Annotated in this window: 15 protein-coding genes and 1 riboswitch; of the genes, 5 read left to right on the top strand and 10 right to left on the bottom strand. The window is 61.8% G+C overall.

Features of this window, described 5'->3' with window-relative positions:
- Positions 1-55: 55 nt before the first annotated feature.
- A complete protein-coding gene (ribB, locus tag LVS58_RS17180) occupies positions 56-706 on the bottom strand; it encodes a 3,4-dihydroxy-2-butanone-4-phosphate synthase (protein ID WP_233692075.1) in 651 nt (216 codons plus the stop codon).
- 80 nt (positions 707-786) lie between these two features.
- Positions 787-928, bottom strand: a riboswitch (FMN riboswitch).
- A gap of 149 nt (positions 929-1077) precedes the next feature.
- On the opposite strand from ribB, the gene LVS58_RS17175 reads away from it, so the two are divergent.
- Positions 1078-2058 (top strand): zeta toxin family protein, encoded by a 981-nt coding sequence (locus tag LVS58_RS17175; RefSeq protein WP_233692074.1) that lies wholly within the window; start codon positions 1078-1080, stop codon positions 2056-2058.
- Positions 2059-2624: 566 nt separating this feature from the next.
- Here the strand turns inward: LVS58_RS17175 and LVS58_RS17170 are convergent.
- The 9 genes from LVS58_RS17170 to exaC all read right to left on the bottom strand — a co-directional run bounded on the left by LVS58_RS17170 (position 2625) and on the right by exaC (position 11843).
- Positions 2625-3326 carry a LexA family transcriptional regulator gene (locus tag LVS58_RS17170; RefSeq protein WP_233692073.1) on the bottom strand — a complete coding sequence of 234 codons (702 nt, stop codon included), beginning with the start codon at positions 3324-3326 and terminating at the stop codon, positions 2625-2627.
- A gap of 186 nt (positions 3327-3512) precedes the next feature.
- Complete coding sequence (ppa, locus tag LVS58_RS17165) at positions 3513-4040, bottom strand: inorganic diphosphatase (RefSeq protein WP_003255365.1); 528 nt, start codon at positions 4038-4040, stop codon at positions 3513-3515.
- 92 nt (positions 4041-4132) lie between these two features.
- Positions 4133-4948: a zinc-dependent peptidase gene (locus LVS58_RS17160; protein WP_233692072.1), complete on the bottom strand. Its 816-nt coding sequence runs from the start codon at positions 4946-4948 to the stop codon at positions 4133-4135.
- Positions 4949-4968: 20 nt separating this feature from the next.
- Complete coding sequence (locus LVS58_RS17155; protein ID WP_233692071.1) at positions 4969-5616, bottom strand: DedA family protein; 648 nt, start codon at positions 5614-5616, stop codon at positions 4969-4971.
- Positions 5617-5833: 217 nt separating this feature from the next.
- On the bottom strand, positions 5834-6292 hold the full coding sequence (locus LVS58_RS17150; RefSeq protein WP_233692070.1) for a GNAT family N-acetyltransferase: 459 nt from the start codon (positions 6290-6292) through the stop codon (positions 5834-5836).
- 108 nt (positions 6293-6400) lie between these two features.
- The gene (gene eutC / locus LVS58_RS17145) at positions 6401-7219 is read right to left on the bottom strand and encodes an ethanolamine ammonia-lyase subunit EutC (RefSeq protein ID WP_233692069.1); all 819 of its coding nucleotides are present in this window, start codon (positions 7217-7219) and stop codon (positions 6401-6403) included.
- Between the two features lie 8 nt (positions 7220-7227).
- Positions 7228-8622 (bottom strand): ethanolamine ammonia-lyase subunit EutB, encoded by a 1395-nt coding sequence (locus LVS58_RS17140; RefSeq protein WP_233692068.1) that lies wholly within the window; start codon positions 8620-8622, stop codon positions 7228-7230.
- 46 nt (positions 8623-8668) lie between these two features.
- Positions 8669-10117 (bottom strand): ethanolamine permease, encoded by a 1449-nt coding sequence (eat, locus tag LVS58_RS17135; RefSeq protein WP_003255355.1) that lies wholly within the window; start codon positions 10115-10117, stop codon positions 8669-8671.
- 205 nt (positions 10118-10322) lie between these two features.
- A complete protein-coding gene (exaC, locus tag LVS58_RS17130; RefSeq protein WP_003255353.1) occupies positions 10323-11843 on the bottom strand; it encodes an acetaldehyde dehydrogenase ExaC in 1521 nt (506 codons plus the stop codon).
- Positions 11844-12097: 254 nt separating this feature from the next.
- Between exaC and LVS58_RS17125 the strand changes: the two genes are divergently transcribed.
- The 4 genes from LVS58_RS17125 to LVS58_RS17110 all read left to right on the top strand — a co-directional run bounded on the left by LVS58_RS17125 (position 12098) and on the right by LVS58_RS17110 (position 16433).
- Entirely contained in the window at positions 12098-14107 is a 2010-nt protein-coding gene (locus LVS58_RS17125) for a sigma-54-dependent Fis family transcriptional regulator (RefSeq protein WP_233692067.1), read from the top strand.
- A 66-nt stretch (positions 14108-14173) separates the two neighbouring features.
- Entirely contained in the window at positions 14174-15523 is a 1350-nt protein-coding gene (mpl, locus tag LVS58_RS17120) for a UDP-N-acetylmuramate:L-alanyl-gamma-D-glutamyl-meso-diaminopimelate ligase (protein ID WP_233692066.1), read from the top strand.
- Positions 15520-16149, top strand: a complete 630-nt coding sequence (ubiX, locus tag LVS58_RS17115; RefSeq protein WP_233692065.1) for a flavin prenyltransferase UbiX — start codon at positions 15520-15522, stop codon at positions 16147-16149. The genes mpl and ubiX overlap by 4 nt, the downstream gene beginning before the upstream one ends.
- Positions 16146-16433 carry a YceK/YidQ family lipoprotein gene (locus LVS58_RS17110; protein ID WP_233692064.1) on the top strand — a complete coding sequence of 96 codons (288 nt, stop codon included), beginning with the start codon at positions 16146-16148 and terminating at the stop codon, positions 16431-16433. Before ubiX ends, LVS58_RS17110 begins: the two co-directional genes overlap by 4 nt.
- The last annotated feature ends 34 nt before the right edge of the window (positions 16434-16467 follow it).

Below are 16467 nucleotides of genomic sequence, written 5' to 3'. Positions count from 1 at the left end.
GGGCGGCGCTCGCTTTCAGCGCCACCCTCTACCTCAAGTCAGGCGCAGGAAACTATCAAGCCATAGCAGCTTCCCGTTCCACCATGGCTTCACGGTACCGCGCCAGTTCCTCAATGGTCAGCACTGGCAGGTTGTACTGCCGCGCATACACTGCCACCTGCTCACCCCGGGCCATGCTGCCATCGGGGTTCATCAGCTCGCACAAGACCGCTGCGGGGCGCAGGCCGGCCAGACGCGCCAGGTCTACCGAACCTTCGGTGTGACCACGGCGGGTCAGTACCCCGCCATTGCGGGCGCGCAACGGAAAAACATGCCCTGGGCTGACGATATGGCGCTGTTCGGCGCTGGAGCGCAGTGCGGCGTCAATGGTGGTGATGCGGTCCTGGGCGCTAACCCCGGTGGTGATACCTTCGGCCGCCTCGATAGTGACGGTGAAACCGGTGCCGTGACGGGCCTGGTTGTTCTGCACCATGGGCGCCAGCTGCAGTTCGTCGACGGTGGCTTCGTCCAGGCACAGGCAGACGATGCCGCTGCAATCGCGAATCATCATGGCCATGGTCTGCAGCGAAATGTTCTCGGCGGCGGCAATGATGTCCGCTTCGTCCTCACGGTCGTCATCGTCGAGCAACAGTACAGGGCGCCCGGCCTGGAAGGCGGCGATGGCAGCGGAAACATTGGGGAATTGCGCGTGGTGCTGGGTGAACATGAAACGCTCCTCGTGAATGATCGATGAACGTCTCGGGGCGAACAAAATGCGCGCGCAAGGGTGCCCGGATGGCCCCTGCATGACGCCTTCTTTCATCCGGACTATGACCGTCGGCTCTGGAGTTGCACCAGATCTGCTGACCCCCGACATGGTCGGGGCGCTCGCGGGCTCATCTTTCGATTTACCGCCGGTGGGGACTTACACCCCGCCCTGAAGACCGCCCAAGCATACAGCACAGTGCTACCCCACTGGCAACCCGCGGCTCTACTACCTTCGACGAGACTTGCAGTAGCAACCATCTACCCCTTTGCACTTGCCGCAGCGCTTATTTTCGTGACGGTCACATTGGCAAACCTAGGAAACGAACCGTCATGTCCTCTCTCTATCCTTTTACCGATACCGATCTCCATCTCGCATTCAGAAAGGTCGTCGACACATTGTTCGACAAGAAGCGCAACTACGTCGACGGCATTCTCAAGCCCAAAATGCTCGTCATTGCCGGTGCACAGGGCTCGGGTAAGACGTACTTGCTGGAAAACACGCTGCTGAAGAGCGGGCGGTACGACAATTATGTTCGCCTTTACGAAACCCATTTTCGTGAACTGCACCCTCATTATCGGGCGATGGAAGACAATGGCGTGCTGCATGTCTATGAGCATACCGAGTCGTTCATCTGGCGGCTGGGGGCCATGATTTGCACGTATGCGATGGAAAACAAATACAACATCATCATGGAGACCGCGCTCGACAGTCCTCATTTCGCTGATTTCCCACCTGAAGCCGCCCGGCAGGGCTATCAGAGCGAGGTCCATCTGATTGCGTGTCAGAAAGAGTTCAGCCACTGGTCGACCCTGGACCGTGTGGTCAACAGCGTAGGCAATCATGAGATCGAACGTGTGGTCAGCCTGACGCAGATCGAAGAGGCGCAAATCAATGGCAGGTCCATCATCGATGCTTTCGAAAACGCCTGTATCGAGATACCGGGTTCCGAAATCGTGATCTATCGACGTGGCCTGGAGACGGACAGGAATAGCCTGCCGGTCTGTCATAGCACCTGTCCTGAAAAAGGGCTCCTCGTGCCCCAGCAGGCCTACCAGGGCAGGGAATTCTTCCGCGGAGCAGACCTGAAGATCGACTTCAAGGTCCAGCGGAGTCCCCAGGCCGATTTCCCCTGTTCCTATATTCAGTATGCGCAGGTGGTGCATGCCGGCCTGCTGGGTTCGGAACACCGTCGGAAAATGGCCGAACTCAATTGCAAAACCCTCGGCCAGGCTCAGAAGCTGATGTCGCAGCTGCCTGTGGATGTCTACCGCGAGCTGTGCCTGTATGTGCTCAAGTATGCGCAACCTTGAATTGGACAGGCGCAGGGCTGATCACTGGCCAGACATGCCTTCGATCACCCTGCGCAAGGAGGCGGCCAGCATGGCCCCATGTCCCAGACCGTCGAAGGGCTCAAAGCGCACGTCGAGGTCTTTGATCGCGGTGCAAGACGCTCAGCTTTAAAAAGAACGCCCCATTGGAAGATTTCGAAATATAAAGTTGATGTCTAGACACATCAGGATCGCTGGCGCTGACTTTTAACAGCGGGGGGGGGGGAACAACGGAAGGTGCAAGTGACTTTGTTCCATGCACTGAGGTAGGGGTTGGAAACCCGCGGACAGTGAATGCTGTTTTTGAAGGCTTGTAAAATTAAAAAGCCGGCTTGTGGCCGGCTTCTCGGGGACGCTTCCGACTAATTTATGGTAAGCCGCAATCGCCTTAACTGTGTGGCCATCAAGGGCCTGAAAGAGATGGCAGATGCCCGTGTGGGATATCGCCGAGCCCTCTGGAACGCGGCTTGCGCCGGTCGGGGCTTAATGTGCGGCGTAGCATACAAGGGCGGGGGCGGGATGCCCAGCAAAAAATTGCACAGGGTGTTTCAACGGGGCCGCTGCGTGCGGAAATGTGACCAGTGGAACACCCAGCCAAGTATTTCCAGGCCCTGCGCCTGACGCTGAGCAGCGGTGTAGCGTTCGACGGTGTAGTTGCGCCGGTCATGGCTGTGCAGGTACAGGATGTCGTGCTGGCCAAGACTGAGATTGTTCACCCTGAGCATGCCGTTTTGCAGCAGGGCATAGGTTTCGCCCTCGACCACCTGGGTCATGCCCAGGTCGATAGCCAGGGTGGCTCCCGGCGGGATCAGCGGGAGCATGTTGCTGGCCGGCATTGCCAGGCAGATCGCGTTGCCGGCTTGCACACCCAAGCCCTTCAGGGCTTTAGCCGGCAAGCGCAGGTGCTTGCTGCCCACCGGCGACAGCAGGCCGTCGCGCACTTCGTAGTAGGGCACCTTCAATAACCGACCACGATGGTCCGACAGCGGGGTAAGCGGGTTGGCGGGCGCGGGCCGTGGAAGGCCGTTGCGCAGAAGTGGGTTGGGGTGTTTCGGGCCTTCACCGGTGCGCAGCCAACGTCGGTGCACACAGAACAGATCGGCCAGTTCGTCCAGCCGGGCCAAAGGCACACCGCGCTTGAACCAGTTGTTGACGTGCTGTGCTGTGACGCTGCGCTGGGCGGCGAAATCGGAAGGGGTCAGGCCACATTCTTGGAGCAGGGCCTTAAGGCGGTCGCCGGAAGTGTTCATGGCGGCGAGTTTAGCGGCGGGTTACCGGACAGGATATGAACCGGATGTTGACGAGATTTGTAGGAAAAGTGGTTGTTTGTAAGGTTCTGGTGTAGGACTGCGTAGGGTTTATTACCAGTAATGTGCGCATTGCCCATTCCGGCATAAAAAAACCCCGCCAAAGCGGGGTTTTTCCTGCAACCGGAATCAGCCCTTGTAGGCAGCAACCGATTTGGTGATCGCGGCACGGGCAGCGTCGGCGCCTTCCCAGCCTTCGATCTTGACCCACTTGCCCTTCTCGAGATCTTTGTAGTTGGCAAAGAAGTGCTCGATCTGCTGGATCAGCAGGGCTGGCAGGTCGGTGTATTCCTTGACGTCAACGTACAGCTGCGACAGCTTGTCGTGAGGAACAGCGATGACCTTGGCGTCGCCGCCACCGTCGTCGGTCATGTTCAGCACGCCAACCGGACGGGCGCGGATAACCGAGCCTGGGGCCACTGGGTAAGGGGTAACCACCAGCACGTCCAGCGGGTCACCGTCGTCAGCCAGGGTGTTCGGGATGAAGCCATAGTTGGCTGGGTAGAACATTGGGGTAGCCATGAAACGGTCGACGAACAGCGTGTCGCTGTCCTTGTCGATTTCGTATTTGATCGGCGCGTGGTTGGCCGGGATCTCGATGGCGACGTAGATGTCGTTCGGCAGGTCTTTGCCCGCCGGAATCTTGCTGTAGCTCATTGGGCAGTGCCCCCGTGTTTGACCAAAAAGTGGCGGCGATTATAGGCACATTCTGCCGGGGCATGCCACGCTTGGCCTGATGTGCGGGCCCGTCAGGCGTGGCTTTCGCGGTACTCGGGGTGTTCCGCCTGCAGCCGGCACAGGCGCGCCAGCGGGTCTTGCCGGTAGAACAGCGACAACTGGCGGTAGACCATTGGATAAGCCTGATGAAGCAGGTCGGGGGCACTAAAGAAGTACTCGCTGGTAACGGCAAAGAACTCTGCCGGGTTTTCCGCAGCGTAGGGGTCGATGGCGGTTTCGGCGTCGGGGTTGGCGTCCAGTTGGTGGTTGAGGTCGTCGTAAGCCTGCTGCATGGCTGTTGCCCACTCATCAACTGGCATGCTGCTGTGCAGCGGTGGCAGGCCGTTGGCATCGCCATTGAGCATGTCGAGCTTGTGCGCCAGCTCATGGATGACCAGGTTGTAGGCCTCCCAGCCACCACTGGCCAGCACGCCGTTCCAGGCCAGGATGATCGGCCCCTGCTGCCAGGCCTCGCCGCTGTGCTCGCCGTCCCATACATGCTCCACGCCACTGGCATCGCGGTGGCGCTGAGGGCTCTTGAAGTCGTCGGGGTACAGGATGATTTCGTGGAAGCCTTGGTACCAGTTCAGCTCACCCAGGTGAAGCAGCGGTAGCTGTGCCTGGGCAGCCAGCAACAGGCGCTGCTCGTCGTCCAGCTCGACACCGGGCAGGCAGGTGAGGTGCTTGTCGAGCAGGAACAGGATGCAGGCTTCGCGCAGCCAGCGGTCTTCAGCGTCGCTGATGCCGTCCAGCATCGGCAGCCGCTCGCGTACGGCCTGCCATTGTTGTGGCGTGATCGGGTACCGCGCCAGCGTACGCTTGCGCCGCCAGGCGCTGAATGACCACATGCCGTTCGCTCTTTACCTGTTCAGTGAGCCTTGGCCGTACGGCCCAGGCGCCCACGCAGCAAGCCGAGAATCATCGGCACCAGCGACAGGATGATGATGCCCACCACCATCAGCGACAGGTGCTGCTTGATGAACGGCACGTTGCCGAAGAAGTAGCCCAAGGTGACCAGGCCGCCAACCCAAAGCAGCGAACCGGCAATGCTGAAACCGAGGAAGCGTGGGTAGTGCATGTGAGCGATGCCCGCGACGAACGGTGCAAAGGTGCGCAAGATGGGCAGGAAGCGCGCCATGGTCACGGTCTTGCCGCCATGGCGTTCATAGAAATCGTGGGTACGCTGCAGGTAGTCGCGGCGGAAGATCTTGGAGTTGGGGTTGTTGAACAAACGCTCGCCGACTGTTCGGCCTATCACGTAATTGGTGCTGTCGCCCAGGATTGCAGCGGCCATCAGCAGGCCGGCCAGCAGCACCGGGTCCATGCCGCCACCCGCTGCAACGGCGCCAGCGATGAACAGCAACGAGTCGCCCGGCAGGAATGGCATCACTACCAGGCCGGTTTCGCAGAAGATCACGGTGAACAGGATGGCGTAGATCCATGGACCGTAATTGGTGACCAGCAGGTCGAGGTAGGCATCGAGATGCAGTATAAGGTCCAGCGGGTTGAAATCCATGTACAGCACCTGTGTTCTGGGGCGTAGGCTCGGTTACGTGACAATGGGTAAATTTTCACACATGAAAGGTGAGCCATTATACGGCTAAGTCAGGAACATGCCCGGGGAGTTTGTAGCGGGGGGTTACGGTAGAGGGGTATTTCTTTACCAACCGCTTCGCGGGCACGCCCGCTCCCACAAGTGTCACTGCCTTGCTTGTGGAAGCGGTCGGTGCAGGTCAATCCTGGCTGATTGGCAGGATGTAGCTCTTGAACTCGGTATCCTCGCGAAACCCGATGGATTCGTAAGTTCTGTGCGCCACTTCATTGTTTGCGCTGGTTGACACGCGCATGCGCACCGCATTGGTCTCTTTGGCCATTTTCTTCGCCTCGCGAATCAGGTGGTCGGCGACCAGCATGCGCCGGGAGTCCTCGGCTACATAGATATCGTTGAGAATCCATACCCGCTTCAACGACAGCGACGAGTAGCTTGGGTACAACTGGCAAAAGCCCAGCAGTTTGCCGTCGTCATCATCCGGAAGTGCCAGGTAAATCACCGACTCGTCCCGCTTCAGGCGCTTTTCCAAGAAGCTGCGCGAGCTGTCGGGGTAGGGCAGTTGCCCATAGAATTCACGGTATTTGACGAACAGCGGGGTGAGCAGGTCGAGGTGTTCCAGGGTTGCTTTGATGATGCGCATGTGCGGCCCTCAGAGTCCATTTGGGGAAACAGCGGAATGCCAGCAGCGTTCAAAGGCATGCTGCCCAATGCACGGCACAAGTGCAATCCGCCTTCCGTGACAGGTTTTTTACCCTTTGCCGAGCAGGAAGTTACCTTTCTGGCTGGCGCTGTCTTCATTCTCCAGGCTATGGACCTCGGCTTCGTCCTTCAGATTCACCCCGGAAAGCTGGCGCCGGCAGGCTTCGCGCATCAAGTACAACAGGCGGTGCGCGGCCATGCCATAGCTCAGCCCCTCCAGGCGGATATTGGAAATGCAGTTGCGGTAGGCATCGGTCAGGCCGACCTTGGGTGCGTAGGTGAAATACAGGCCGAGGCTGTCGGGTGAGCTCAGCCCAGGGCGTTCGCCAATCAGCATCACCGTCATCCGGGCGCCCAGCAGCTCGCCGACCTCGTCGGCCACTGCCACGCGGCCCTGCTGCACCAGCACCACCGGGGCGCTGGTCCAGCCGTCGGCGGCAGCCTGTTCGTCGAAGCGGGTCAGGAACGGTAGCGTGTGGCGATGCACGGCCAGTGCCGAGAGGCCGTCAGCCACCACGATGGCCAGATCGACGCCGCCGGGGTTGGCCTGGGCATGCTGGCGAAGGGTTGTAATCGAGTCTTCGTTCAGCCGCCGTCCAAGGTCCGGGCGCTGCAGGTACTGGTGGCGGTCGCTGGCCGCGCTGTGCAACACCAGGCTTTCGCGCCCGCGGTCACTCAGCTGGCTGGCCAGGCCGGCGTGGTCGAAAGGCAGGTGCACGGCGTCTCGTGCCTGGGCATGAGCGAACTGGAAGTCCAACTGCGCTCCGGTTGGCAGGCTGGTGCCGGTGCGGCCCAGGGCGATGCGCGCCGGGGTCAGGTTGCGCAGGGCCAGCCAAGGGTTGTCGGGGGTAGGCGTGCGATGGTCCATGGTCATCCCTATGCAAGCTGTGCCAAGGCCTGGCGGAAGGCCGGCGGCAGGTTGTCACCGAAGCGCACCCGGCCATCGGCCTGGGTGAAGATGCCGGTGCGGGCCAGCCATGCCTCGAATTCCGGCCCGGGCTTCAGGCCCAGGGTCTGGCGCGCGTACAACGCGTCATGGAACGAGGTGGTCTGGTAGTTGAGCATGATGTCGTCGGAGCCGGGGATGCCCATGATGAAGTTGATTCCGGCCACACCCAGCAGGGTCAGCAGGGTGTCCATGTCATCCTGATCGGCCTCGGCGTGGTTGGTGTAGCAGATATCGCACCCCATCGGCACGCCCAGCAGTTTGCCGCAGAAATGGTCTTCGAGGCCGGCGCGGATGATCTGCTTGCCGTTGTACAGGTATTCCGGGCCAATGAAGCCGACCACGGTGTTGACCAGGAACGGCTTGAAGTGACGGGCCACGGCATAGGCGCGGGTTTCGCAGGTCTGCTGGTCGACGCCGTGGTGGGCGTTGGCCGAGAGCGCGCTGCCCTGGCCGGTTTCGAAATACATCAGGTTCTGTCCGAGGGTGCCGCGTTTCAGCGACAGACCTGCTTCGTAGCCTTCCTGCAACACGTTCAGGTTGATGCCGAAGCCCGCGTTGGCCGCTTCTGTGCCGGCGATGGACTGGAACACCAGGTCCAGTGGCACGCCGCGGTTGATCGCTTCGATCGAGGTGGTGACGTGGGTCAGCACGCAGGACTGGGTGGGGATGTCGTAGCGCTGGATGATGGCGTCGAGCATTTCCAGCAGGGCGCAGATCGAAGCGATGCTGTCGGTGGCCGGGTTGATGCCGATCATGGCGTCACCGTTGCCGTACAGCAAGCCGTCGAGAATGCTGGCGGCAATACCGGCCGGTTCGTCTGTCGGGTGGTTGGGTTGCAGCCGGGTCGACAGGCGCCCGCGCAGGCCCATGGTGCCGCGGAACCGGGTGACTACACGGATTTTCTGCGCCACCAGCACCAGGTCCTGCACGCGCATGATCTTCGACACGGCAGCGGCCATTTCCGGGGTCAACCCGGGCGCCAGGGCACGCAGGCTGTCTTCGTTGGCGTCCTCGCTCAGCAGCCAGTCGCGCAGGCCACCCACGGTCAGGTGGCTGACCGGGGCGAAGGCCTGGGCATCGTGGGTATCGATGATCAGGCGGGTAACTTCATCTGCTTCGTAAGGGATCAGTGCTTCATTGAGAAAGTGCGTCAGCGGAATATTGGCCAACGCCATCTGCGCGGCGACGCGCTCGCCGTCGTTGCTGGCCGCGACACCTGCCAGGCAATCCCCGGAGCGTGCCGGGCTGGCCTTTGCCATTACTTCCTTGAGGCTGTCGAAGCGGTAGACCAGATGGCCGACCGTGTGTACGAAACTTGCCATACAGAATCTCCAGAGCCGCGGGTTGCCCCGCGGCGGGTGGCGGCGATCAGTGCAGGGCCTCTTCGGCCTTCTGGATCGCGGCGAATTCCTCTTCCGGTGTGCCCGCGACCAGGTGGTGGCGGCTGTAGAAAGCAAAGTAGGCAATTAATACCGCATAGATCACTGCAGCGCCAATGACTACCCGCGGGTCAACCAGGAATCCGGCGACCACGGCGATGCAAGCCAGTACCAGCGCAAGGCCGGATGTGAAGATGCCACCCGGGGTGCGGTAGGGCCGTTCCATCTTTGGCCGGCGGATGCGCAGGGTGATGTGCGCAGCCATCATCAGCACGTAAGACAGGGTAGCGCCAAACACCGCCACCAGGATCAGCAAGTCACCCTGGCCCGTCAGCGACAGGGCAAAACCGATGATGCCGGGGATGACCAAGGCCAGTACCGGGGCTTTGCTCTTGTTGGTTTCCGACAGTTTGCGCGGCAGGTAACCGGCGCGGGACAGGGCGAAGATCTGCCGGGAATAGGCATAGATGATCGAGAAGAAGCTGGCGATCAGCCCGGCCAGACCGACCAGGTTGACGAAGCCGCCCATCCAGGTGGAGCCGCCGTAGGCCTTTGACAGGGCTTCGACCAGCGGGTTACCGGAGGCCTTCAACGCTTCGGAGCCTGCGCCGCCCGGGCCGACGACCAGGATCAGCAAGGCGAAGGCCAGCAGTACCAGCATGGCGCCGATCAGGCCGCGAGGCAGGTCACGCTTGGGGTTCTTGGTTTCTTCTGCGGCCAGCGGCACGCCTTCGACGGCAAGGAAGAACCAGATGGCGTAGGGGATGGCTGCCCACACGCCGACATAGCCGAACGGCAGGAAGCTGCTGGCGCCGACGGCGTCCGTTTTGGCGATGTCGAACAGGTTGGCTGCATCAAAATGGGGCACCATGCCTATCAGGAATACGGCCAGTGCGATGGCGGCGATGGCGGTAATGATGAACATCAGCTTCAGTGCCTCACCCACGCCGAAAATGTGGATGCTGATGAACACGATGTAGAACGCCAGGTAGATCATCCAGCCGCCAATACCGAACAGCGATTGGCAGTAGGCGCCGATGAACACCGCGATGGCGGCGGGGGCGATGGCGTATTCGATCAGGATTGCCGTGCCGGTCAAAAAACCGCCCCACGGGCCGAAGGCACTGCGGGCGAAGCCATAGCCGCCGCCAGCGGTGGGGATCATCGACGACAGTTCGGCCAGCGAGAAGCACATGCACAGGTACATGGTTGCCATCAGCAAGGTGGCCAGGAACATGCCGCCCCAGCCGCCCTGCGCCAGGCCGAAGTTCCAGCCGGCGTAATCACCGGAAATGACGTACGCCACGCCCAGGCCGACCAGCAGTACCCAGCCGGCGGCGCCTTTTTTCAGTTCACGTTGCTGGAAATAGTCAGAGCCGACCTTTTCGAAGTCGACGGAAGAGCCTGCCGGCGATCCGGCGGAATGTTCGCTTGGCATAGATTCACCTGTTTTTTTTCTTGGTGGCCGGAAGGGTCCCGGGCCGGTGGTGATGGGTGCTGCAGGAAGCGAGCCAGAGCGGCTGGTGCACGGGTGCCGCCCTGGCCTCTTCGCGGGTGAACCCGCTCTTACACAGCCTGCGCAAGATTCCAGACCAGCGCAGGACCTGTAGGAGCGGGTTTACCCGCGAAGATGGCGACGCGGTCTAGAAGAAGCCCAACGGATTGATGTCGTAACTCACCAGCAGGTTCTTGGTCTGTTGATAGTGATCCAGCATCATCTTGTGCGTCTCACGGCCAACGCCCGACTTCTTGTACCCACCGAACGCGGCATGCGCCGGGTACAGGTGGTAGCAGTTGGTCCACACACGGCCAGCCTTGATGCCGCGGCCCATGCGGTAGGCGCGGTTGATGTCGCGGGTCCACACGCCGGCGCCCAGGCCGAACTCGGTGTCGTTGGCAATCGCCAGTGCTTCGGCTTCGTCCTTGAAGGTGGTGACGCTGACCACCGGGCCGAAGATTTCTTCCTGGAACACGCGCATCTTGTTGTTGCCCTTGAGCAGGGTCGGCTGGATGTAGTAACCGGTAGCCAGCGAACCTTCCAGCTTCTCGACCTTGCCGCCGGTGAGCAGCTCGGCGCCTTCCTCCTGGGCGATCTGCAGGTACGAGAGGATCTTTTCGAACTGCTGCTGCGAGGCCTGGGCGCCGACCATGGTGTCGGTGTCCAGCGGGTCGCCGCGCTTGATCTGCAGCACCTTCTTCATCACCACTTCCATGAACTGCGGGTAGATCGACTCTTGCACCAGGGCACGCGACGGGCAGGTGCACACCTCGCCCTGGTTGAAGAACGCCAGCACCATGCCTTCTGCCGCCTTCTCGATGAAGCTTGGTTCGGCCTGCATGATGTCTTCGAAGTACACGTTCGGCGATTTGCCACCCAGTTCGACGGTGGACGGGATGATGTTCTCGGCGGCGCATTTCATGATGTGCGAGCCCACCGGGGTAGAGCCGGTGAAGGCGATCTTGGCGATGCGTTTGCTGGTGGCCAGGGCTTCACCGGCTTCGCGGCCATAGCCTTGCACGACGTTGAGCACGCCAGGTGGCAACAGGTCGCCAATGACCTCGAGCAGTACGGTGATGCCCAGCGGCGTCTGTTCGGCCGGCTTTAGCACCACGCAGTTACCAGCGGCCAGCGCCGGTGCAAGCTTCCAGGCAGCCATCAGGATCGGGAAGTTCCAGGGGATGATCTGCCCGACCACGCCCAGTGGCTCGTGGATGTGGTAGGCCACGGTGCCTTCATTGATTTCGGCAGCGCCGCCTTCCTGGGCGCGGATGCAGCCAGCGAAATAGCGGAAGTGGTCGACCGCCAGCGGAATGTCCGCGTTGAGGGTTTCGCGGATCGGCTTGCCGTTGTCCCAGGTTTCGGTAATGGCCAGCAATTCGAGGTTCTGCTCGATACGGTCGGCGATCTTCAGCAGCACGTTGGAGCGGTCCTGCACTGAAGTGCGGCCCCAGGCGTCGGCCGCAGCATGGGCGGCATCCAGGGCTTTCTCGATGTCTTCGGCAGTAGAGCGGGGGAATTCAGCGATCAGCTTGCCATTCACCGGGGAGGTATTTTCGAAGTACTGCCCCTTTACCGGAGTAACGAACTCACCACCGATGTAGTTGCCGTAGCGGCTTTTGAAGGAAACCTTCGCGCCTTCGGTACCGGGATGTGCATAACGCATGGTGTGTCTCCTTGGTATTGTGTTTTTTAGGGAGTTGAAAAGCATAGAGCAAGGGTTGGGCCAGTGTTGGCCGCGCTAGGCAAATCAATGACTTGGGTCATTTCTACGGCGCTGATCTGGGGCCGTTGTACCGGTGCCGGTACGCCTGGGGTGACATTTTGTGCCGTTTGCGACACATCACAGGCGTGTGCATTGCAAAGCCTACCCGGGTGGAGGATGCTGGGCTGACGCTCTATCTGCGGAGAATTACAACAATGCAGAGCAATCACTTCATTCGCCATGCCCGGCAGGTCCATAGCGTTGTCCATGGTGGGGCCGGGGAGGGCGGCAGTGACCCGTCCATCGCCCGCTCCTGGCTGCGCTGCCTGGAGGATTACCACCTCGACCCGGCGGTGATCGAAGCGCCGTTGGTGCTTGAGCATGGGCGCCTGCTGGAAAGCCGCGAGCGCCTGCATCAGGTGCTGCAAATTGCCGACCATGAAATGAACAGCCTGCACCAGCAGCTTTCCGGCGCAGGCCACGCGGTGCTGCTGACCGACGCCCGCGGGGTGATCCTCAACTGCGTCAGTGCCCCCGCCGAGCGGCGCAGCTTTGAGCGTGCCGGGCTGTGGCTTGGCGCCGACTGGAGCGAGGCGCGCGAGGGCACCAATGGCATCGGCACCTGCCTGGTCGAGCGCCAGGCGCTGACCATCCATCAAAACGAGCACTTCCGTGGCCGTCACACCGGGCTGACCTGTTCGGCCAGCCCGGTGTTCGACCCACATGGCGACCTGCTGGCGGTACTTGACGTGTCCTCTGCGCGCCCCGACGTTTCGCGGCAAAGCCAGTTTCACACCATGGCGTTGGTCAACCTGTCGGCGAAGATGATCGAGAGCTGCTATTTCCTGCGCCATTTCGAGCAGCAATGGTTATTGCGTTTTCACCTGCAAGCCGAGTCGGTCGGCCTGTTCAGCGAGGGCTTGCTGGCGTTCGACGGCGATGGGCGCATTTGTGCTGCCAACCAAAGCGCACTGAACCTGCTGGGCACGGTGCGGGGTGGCGTGCTGGGCAAACCGTTGGAGTACTTTTTCGCGTGCAGCCATGACGAAATGTTCAGCCGTGCCACGCCTGGCGGCAGCACTGCCTGGCCGCTGCGCACCCTGGACGGTCGCCAGGTCTTCGCCAGTCTGCGGGGGCAGGCCCGGGCGCCGGTTTGGTCGGTGCCGGCCGCCCAGCCGCGACCCACAGGTGAAGTGGAGCCGCTGGTCTGTCTGCTGGACCCTGCGTTGCAAAATGATTTCCGCCGCAGCGTGCGGGTGTTCGAGCGCGATGTGCCATTGCTGCTGCGCGGCGAGACCGGCTGTGGCAAGGAGGCCTTCGCCCAGGCTGTGCATCAGGCCAGTGAGCGGCGCGGTAAGCCGTTCGTCGCCATCAACTGCGCTTCTATCCCGGAAAGCCTGATCGAGAGTGAGCTGTTCGGGTATCGCGGCGGCAGTTTTACCGGCGCGCGCAAGGAGGGCATGCGCGGCAAGCTGTTGCAGGCCGACGGCGGCACCTTGCTGCTGGACGAGATCGGCGATATGCCCCTTGCCCTGCAAACCCGACTGCTGCGAGTGCTGGAGGAGCGCCAGGTGGTGCCGATCGGGGGAGAGCCACAGGCGGTGGACGTGCGCATCGTCAGCGCTACGCACCGTGACCTGCTGGAACGGGTTGAACAGGGCAGTTTCCGCGAGGACCTGTATTACCGCCTCAATGGCCTGGAGGTAGCGCTGCCGGCGGTGCGCGACCGCAGTGACAAAGCGCAGTTGCTGGACTTTCTGCTACGTCAGGAGACGCAGGGGCAACGGATAGACATCGAGCCCAGGGCGCGGCAGGCACTGCTCGAATTTACCTGGCCGGGAAACGTGCGGCAGATGCGCAATGTGCTGCGTACCCTGGTGGCGCTTTGCGAAGAGGCCCGCATTACCTTTGCGGACCTTCCCGCAATCATCCGCACCAGCCCTCGTCCCGTGGGAGCGGGCGAGCCCGCGAAGACGTCCGACCAGGAAATAGAGGGCGTTGCCCTCGTTCGGGGGCAAGCCCGCTCCCACAGGTCCGGCGGTGCCGCAGAGATTGAGGGTGAATCTGTAGGGACCGAGGTTCTGCTCGACGCGGAGCGGCAAGCGCTCATGGAGGTACTGGAGGCAAAACACTGGCATCTCACCCACGTCGCCGAACACTTGGGCATCAGCCGCAATACCTTGTATCGAAAACTGCGCAAACACGGCATTACCAGGGGCGACTGAGCGAAACAGCGGGTGCGATTTGTCGCGCCCTGGGCTACCCTGCCTCGATGTTTTGCGAGGTCGACCATGCATATTCACATTCTCGGTATTTGCGGCACTTTCATGGGTTCGCTGGCGGTGCTGGCCAAGGAACTTGGCCACCGTGTCACCGGCTCCGACGCCAATGTCTACCCTCCGATGAGCACCCAGCTCGAAGCCCAGGGTATCGAACTGACCCAAGGCTATGACCCGGCCCAGCTGGATCCGGCGCCAGACCTGGTGGTCATCGGCAACGCCATGTCGCGCGGCAACCCAGCGGTTGAATACGTGCTGAACAAGGGCCTGCCCTACGTCTCCGGCCCGCAGTGGCTGGCCGACCACGTGCTGCAAGGCCGCTGGGTGCTGGCCGTTGCCGGTACTCACGGCAAGACCACCACCAGCAGCATGCTGGCCTGGGTGCTGGAGCACGCCGGCATGAGCCCCGGTTTCCTGATTGGTGGCGTGCCGCAGAACTTCTCGGTGTCGGCGCGCTTGGGCGACACGCCGTTCTTTGTGGTGGAAGCCGACGAGTACGACAGCGCCTTCTTCGACAAGCGCTCGAAGTTCGTCCACTATCACCCGCGTACCGCGATCCTCAACAACCTTGAGTTCGACCACGCGGACATCTTCCCGGACCTGGCTTCGATCGAGCGGCAGTTCCACCACCTGGTGCGGACTATCCCCAGCGAAGGCCTGGTCATCCACCCGACCACCGAGCAAGCGCTGGAGCGTGTGATCGGCATGGGCTGCTGGACCCCTGTGCAAACCACCGGTGAGGGCGGCCAGTGGCAAGCCCGCCTGCTCAGCCCTGATGGCTCGCGCTTTGAAGTACTGTTCGAGGGCGAAGTGCAGGGTGTGGTGGACTGGGCGCTGACCGGTCAGCACAACGTCGCCAACGCCTTGGCCACCCTGGCAGCAGCGCGTCATGTCGGCGTGGTGCCGGCCATGGGCATCGACGGCCTGAGTGCTTTCAAGAGCGTCAAGCGGCGCATGGAGCAGGTTGCCGAAGTACAAGGTGTGACCATCTACGATGACTTCGCCCACCATCCGACCGCCATTGCCACCACCCTCGACGGCCTGCGCAAGCGGGTGGGAGAGGCGCCTGTGATCGCGGTGATCGAGCCACGCTCCAACTCGATGAAACTCGGTGCCCATCGTGACGGTCTGCCAGAAAGCGTCAACGACGCCGACCAGGTAATCTGGTATGCGCCGGCCAACCTCGGCTGGGACCTGGCCGCCACCGCCGCGCAGTGCAAGGTGCCAAGCGTGGTGGCTGACAGCCTTGAAGCGATCATCGAGCGGATCAAGGGCCAGGCTCGCCCAGGCACCCATGTGGTGATCATGAGCAACGGCGGTTTCGGCGGCCTGCACGGCAAGCTGGCCGAGGCGCTGAAGTGAACGGGCCGGAACGCATCACCCTGGCCATGACGGGCGCCTCGGGTGCGCAATATGGCCTGCGTCTGCTCGATTGCCTGGTACGCGAAGACCGTGAGGTGCACTTCCTGATCTCCAAGGCCGCACAGTTGGTGATGGCCACCGAGACGGATGTGTTGTTGCCGGCCAAGCCCCAGGCGATGCAGGCCTTCCTGACTGAATACACCGGCGCGGCCGATGGGCAGATCCGTGTGTATGGCAAGGAAGACTGGATGTCGCCGGTAGCCTCGGGCTCTGGCGCCCCGGCGGCAATGGTGGTGGTCCCCTGTTCCACGGGTACCTTGTCGGCCATTGCCACTGGCGCCTGCAACAACCTGATCGAGCGGGCTGCCGACGTTACCCTCAAGGAGCGTCGCCAGCTGATCCTGGTGCCACGCGAAGCGCCATTCTCCACCATCCACCTGGAAAACATGCTCAAGCTGTCGCAGATTGGCGCGGTGATCCTGCCGGCGGCACCGGGGTTCTATCACCAGCCGCAGACCATCGACGACCTGGTCGACTTTGTCGTGGCGCGTATTCTCAACCTGCTGAACATTCCCCAGGACATGTTGCCGCGTTGGGGTGAGCACCACTTCGGGGTGGATGATTGAAGCGAGCACTGGCAGGACTGCTGACGCTGGTGATGCTGGGTGGGTGCGCCACAGTGCGCACGCTGGATGCCAACAAGCCCGGCGCACCGGTGGTGTATGCCGGTACCCGGCTGGATTTGTATGTGATCAATGGCGGGTGTTGCCCGCGGGATCGGTACGGGGCTGATGCGCCGGCTTATCCGGGGCTGGATCTGCCCGGCAGCATGCTGCTCGATACCCTGTTGTTGCCGTTGTCATTACTGACTGCGGCCGGGGTAGGATTCCAGGCTACCGGTGGCCTGTGATGGCCCTTTCGCGGGTGAACCCGCTCCTACAGGA

Source organism: Pseudomonas sp. JR33AA (assembly GCF_021378985.1).
Taxonomy (GTDB): Bacteria; Pseudomonadota; Gammaproteobacteria; order Pseudomonadales; family Pseudomonadaceae; genus Aquipseudomonas; species Aquipseudomonas alloputida.
The sequence above is the reverse complement of the archived record's forward strand: the minus strand, read 5'-3'. Positions and strand labels throughout refer to the sequence as shown.

Coding starts and splice junctions, on each gene's coding strand:
- ribB (WP_233692075.1), bottom strand. CDS start 706: ATGTTCACCCAGCACCACGCGCAATTCCCCAATGTTTCCGCTGCCATC.
- LVS58_RS17175 (WP_233692074.1), top strand. CDS start 1,078: ATGTCCTCTCTCTATCCTTTTACCGATACCGATCTCCATCTCGCATTC.
- LVS58_RS17170 (WP_233692073.1), bottom strand. CDS start 3,326: ATGAACACTTCCGGCGACCGCCTTAAGGCCCTGCTCCAAGAATGTGGC.
- ppa (WP_003255365.1), bottom strand. CDS start 4,040: ATGAGCTACAGCAAGATTCCGGCGGGCAAAGACCTGCCGAACGACATC.
- LVS58_RS17160 (WP_233692072.1), bottom strand. CDS start 4,948: ATGTGGTCATTCAGCGCCTGGCGGCGCAAGCGTACGCTGGCGCGGTAC.
- LVS58_RS17155 (WP_233692071.1), bottom strand. CDS start 5,616: ATGGATTTCAACCCGCTGGACCTTATACTGCATCTCGATGCCTACCTC.
- LVS58_RS17150 (WP_233692070.1), bottom strand. CDS start 6,292: ATGCGCATCATCAAAGCAACCCTGGAACACCTCGACCTGCTCACCCCG.
- eutC (WP_233692069.1), bottom strand. CDS start 7,219: ATGGACCATCGCACGCCTACCCCCGACAACCCTTGGCTGGCCCTGCGC.
- LVS58_RS17140 (WP_233692068.1), bottom strand. CDS start 8,622: ATGGCAAGTTTCGTACACACGGTCGGCCATCTGGTCTACCGCTTCGAC.
- eat (WP_003255355.1), bottom strand. CDS start 10,117: ATGCCAAGCGAACATTCCGCCGGATCGCCGGCAGGCTCTTCCGTCGAC.
- exaC (WP_003255353.1), bottom strand. CDS start 11,843: ATGCGTTATGCACATCCCGGTACCGAAGGCGCGAAGGTTTCCTTCAAA.
- LVS58_RS17125 (WP_233692067.1), top strand. CDS start 12,098: ATGCAGAGCAATCACTTCATTCGCCATGCCCGGCAGGTCCATAGCGTT.
- mpl (WP_233692066.1), top strand. CDS start 14,174: ATGCATATTCACATTCTCGGTATTTGCGGCACTTTCATGGGTTCGCTG.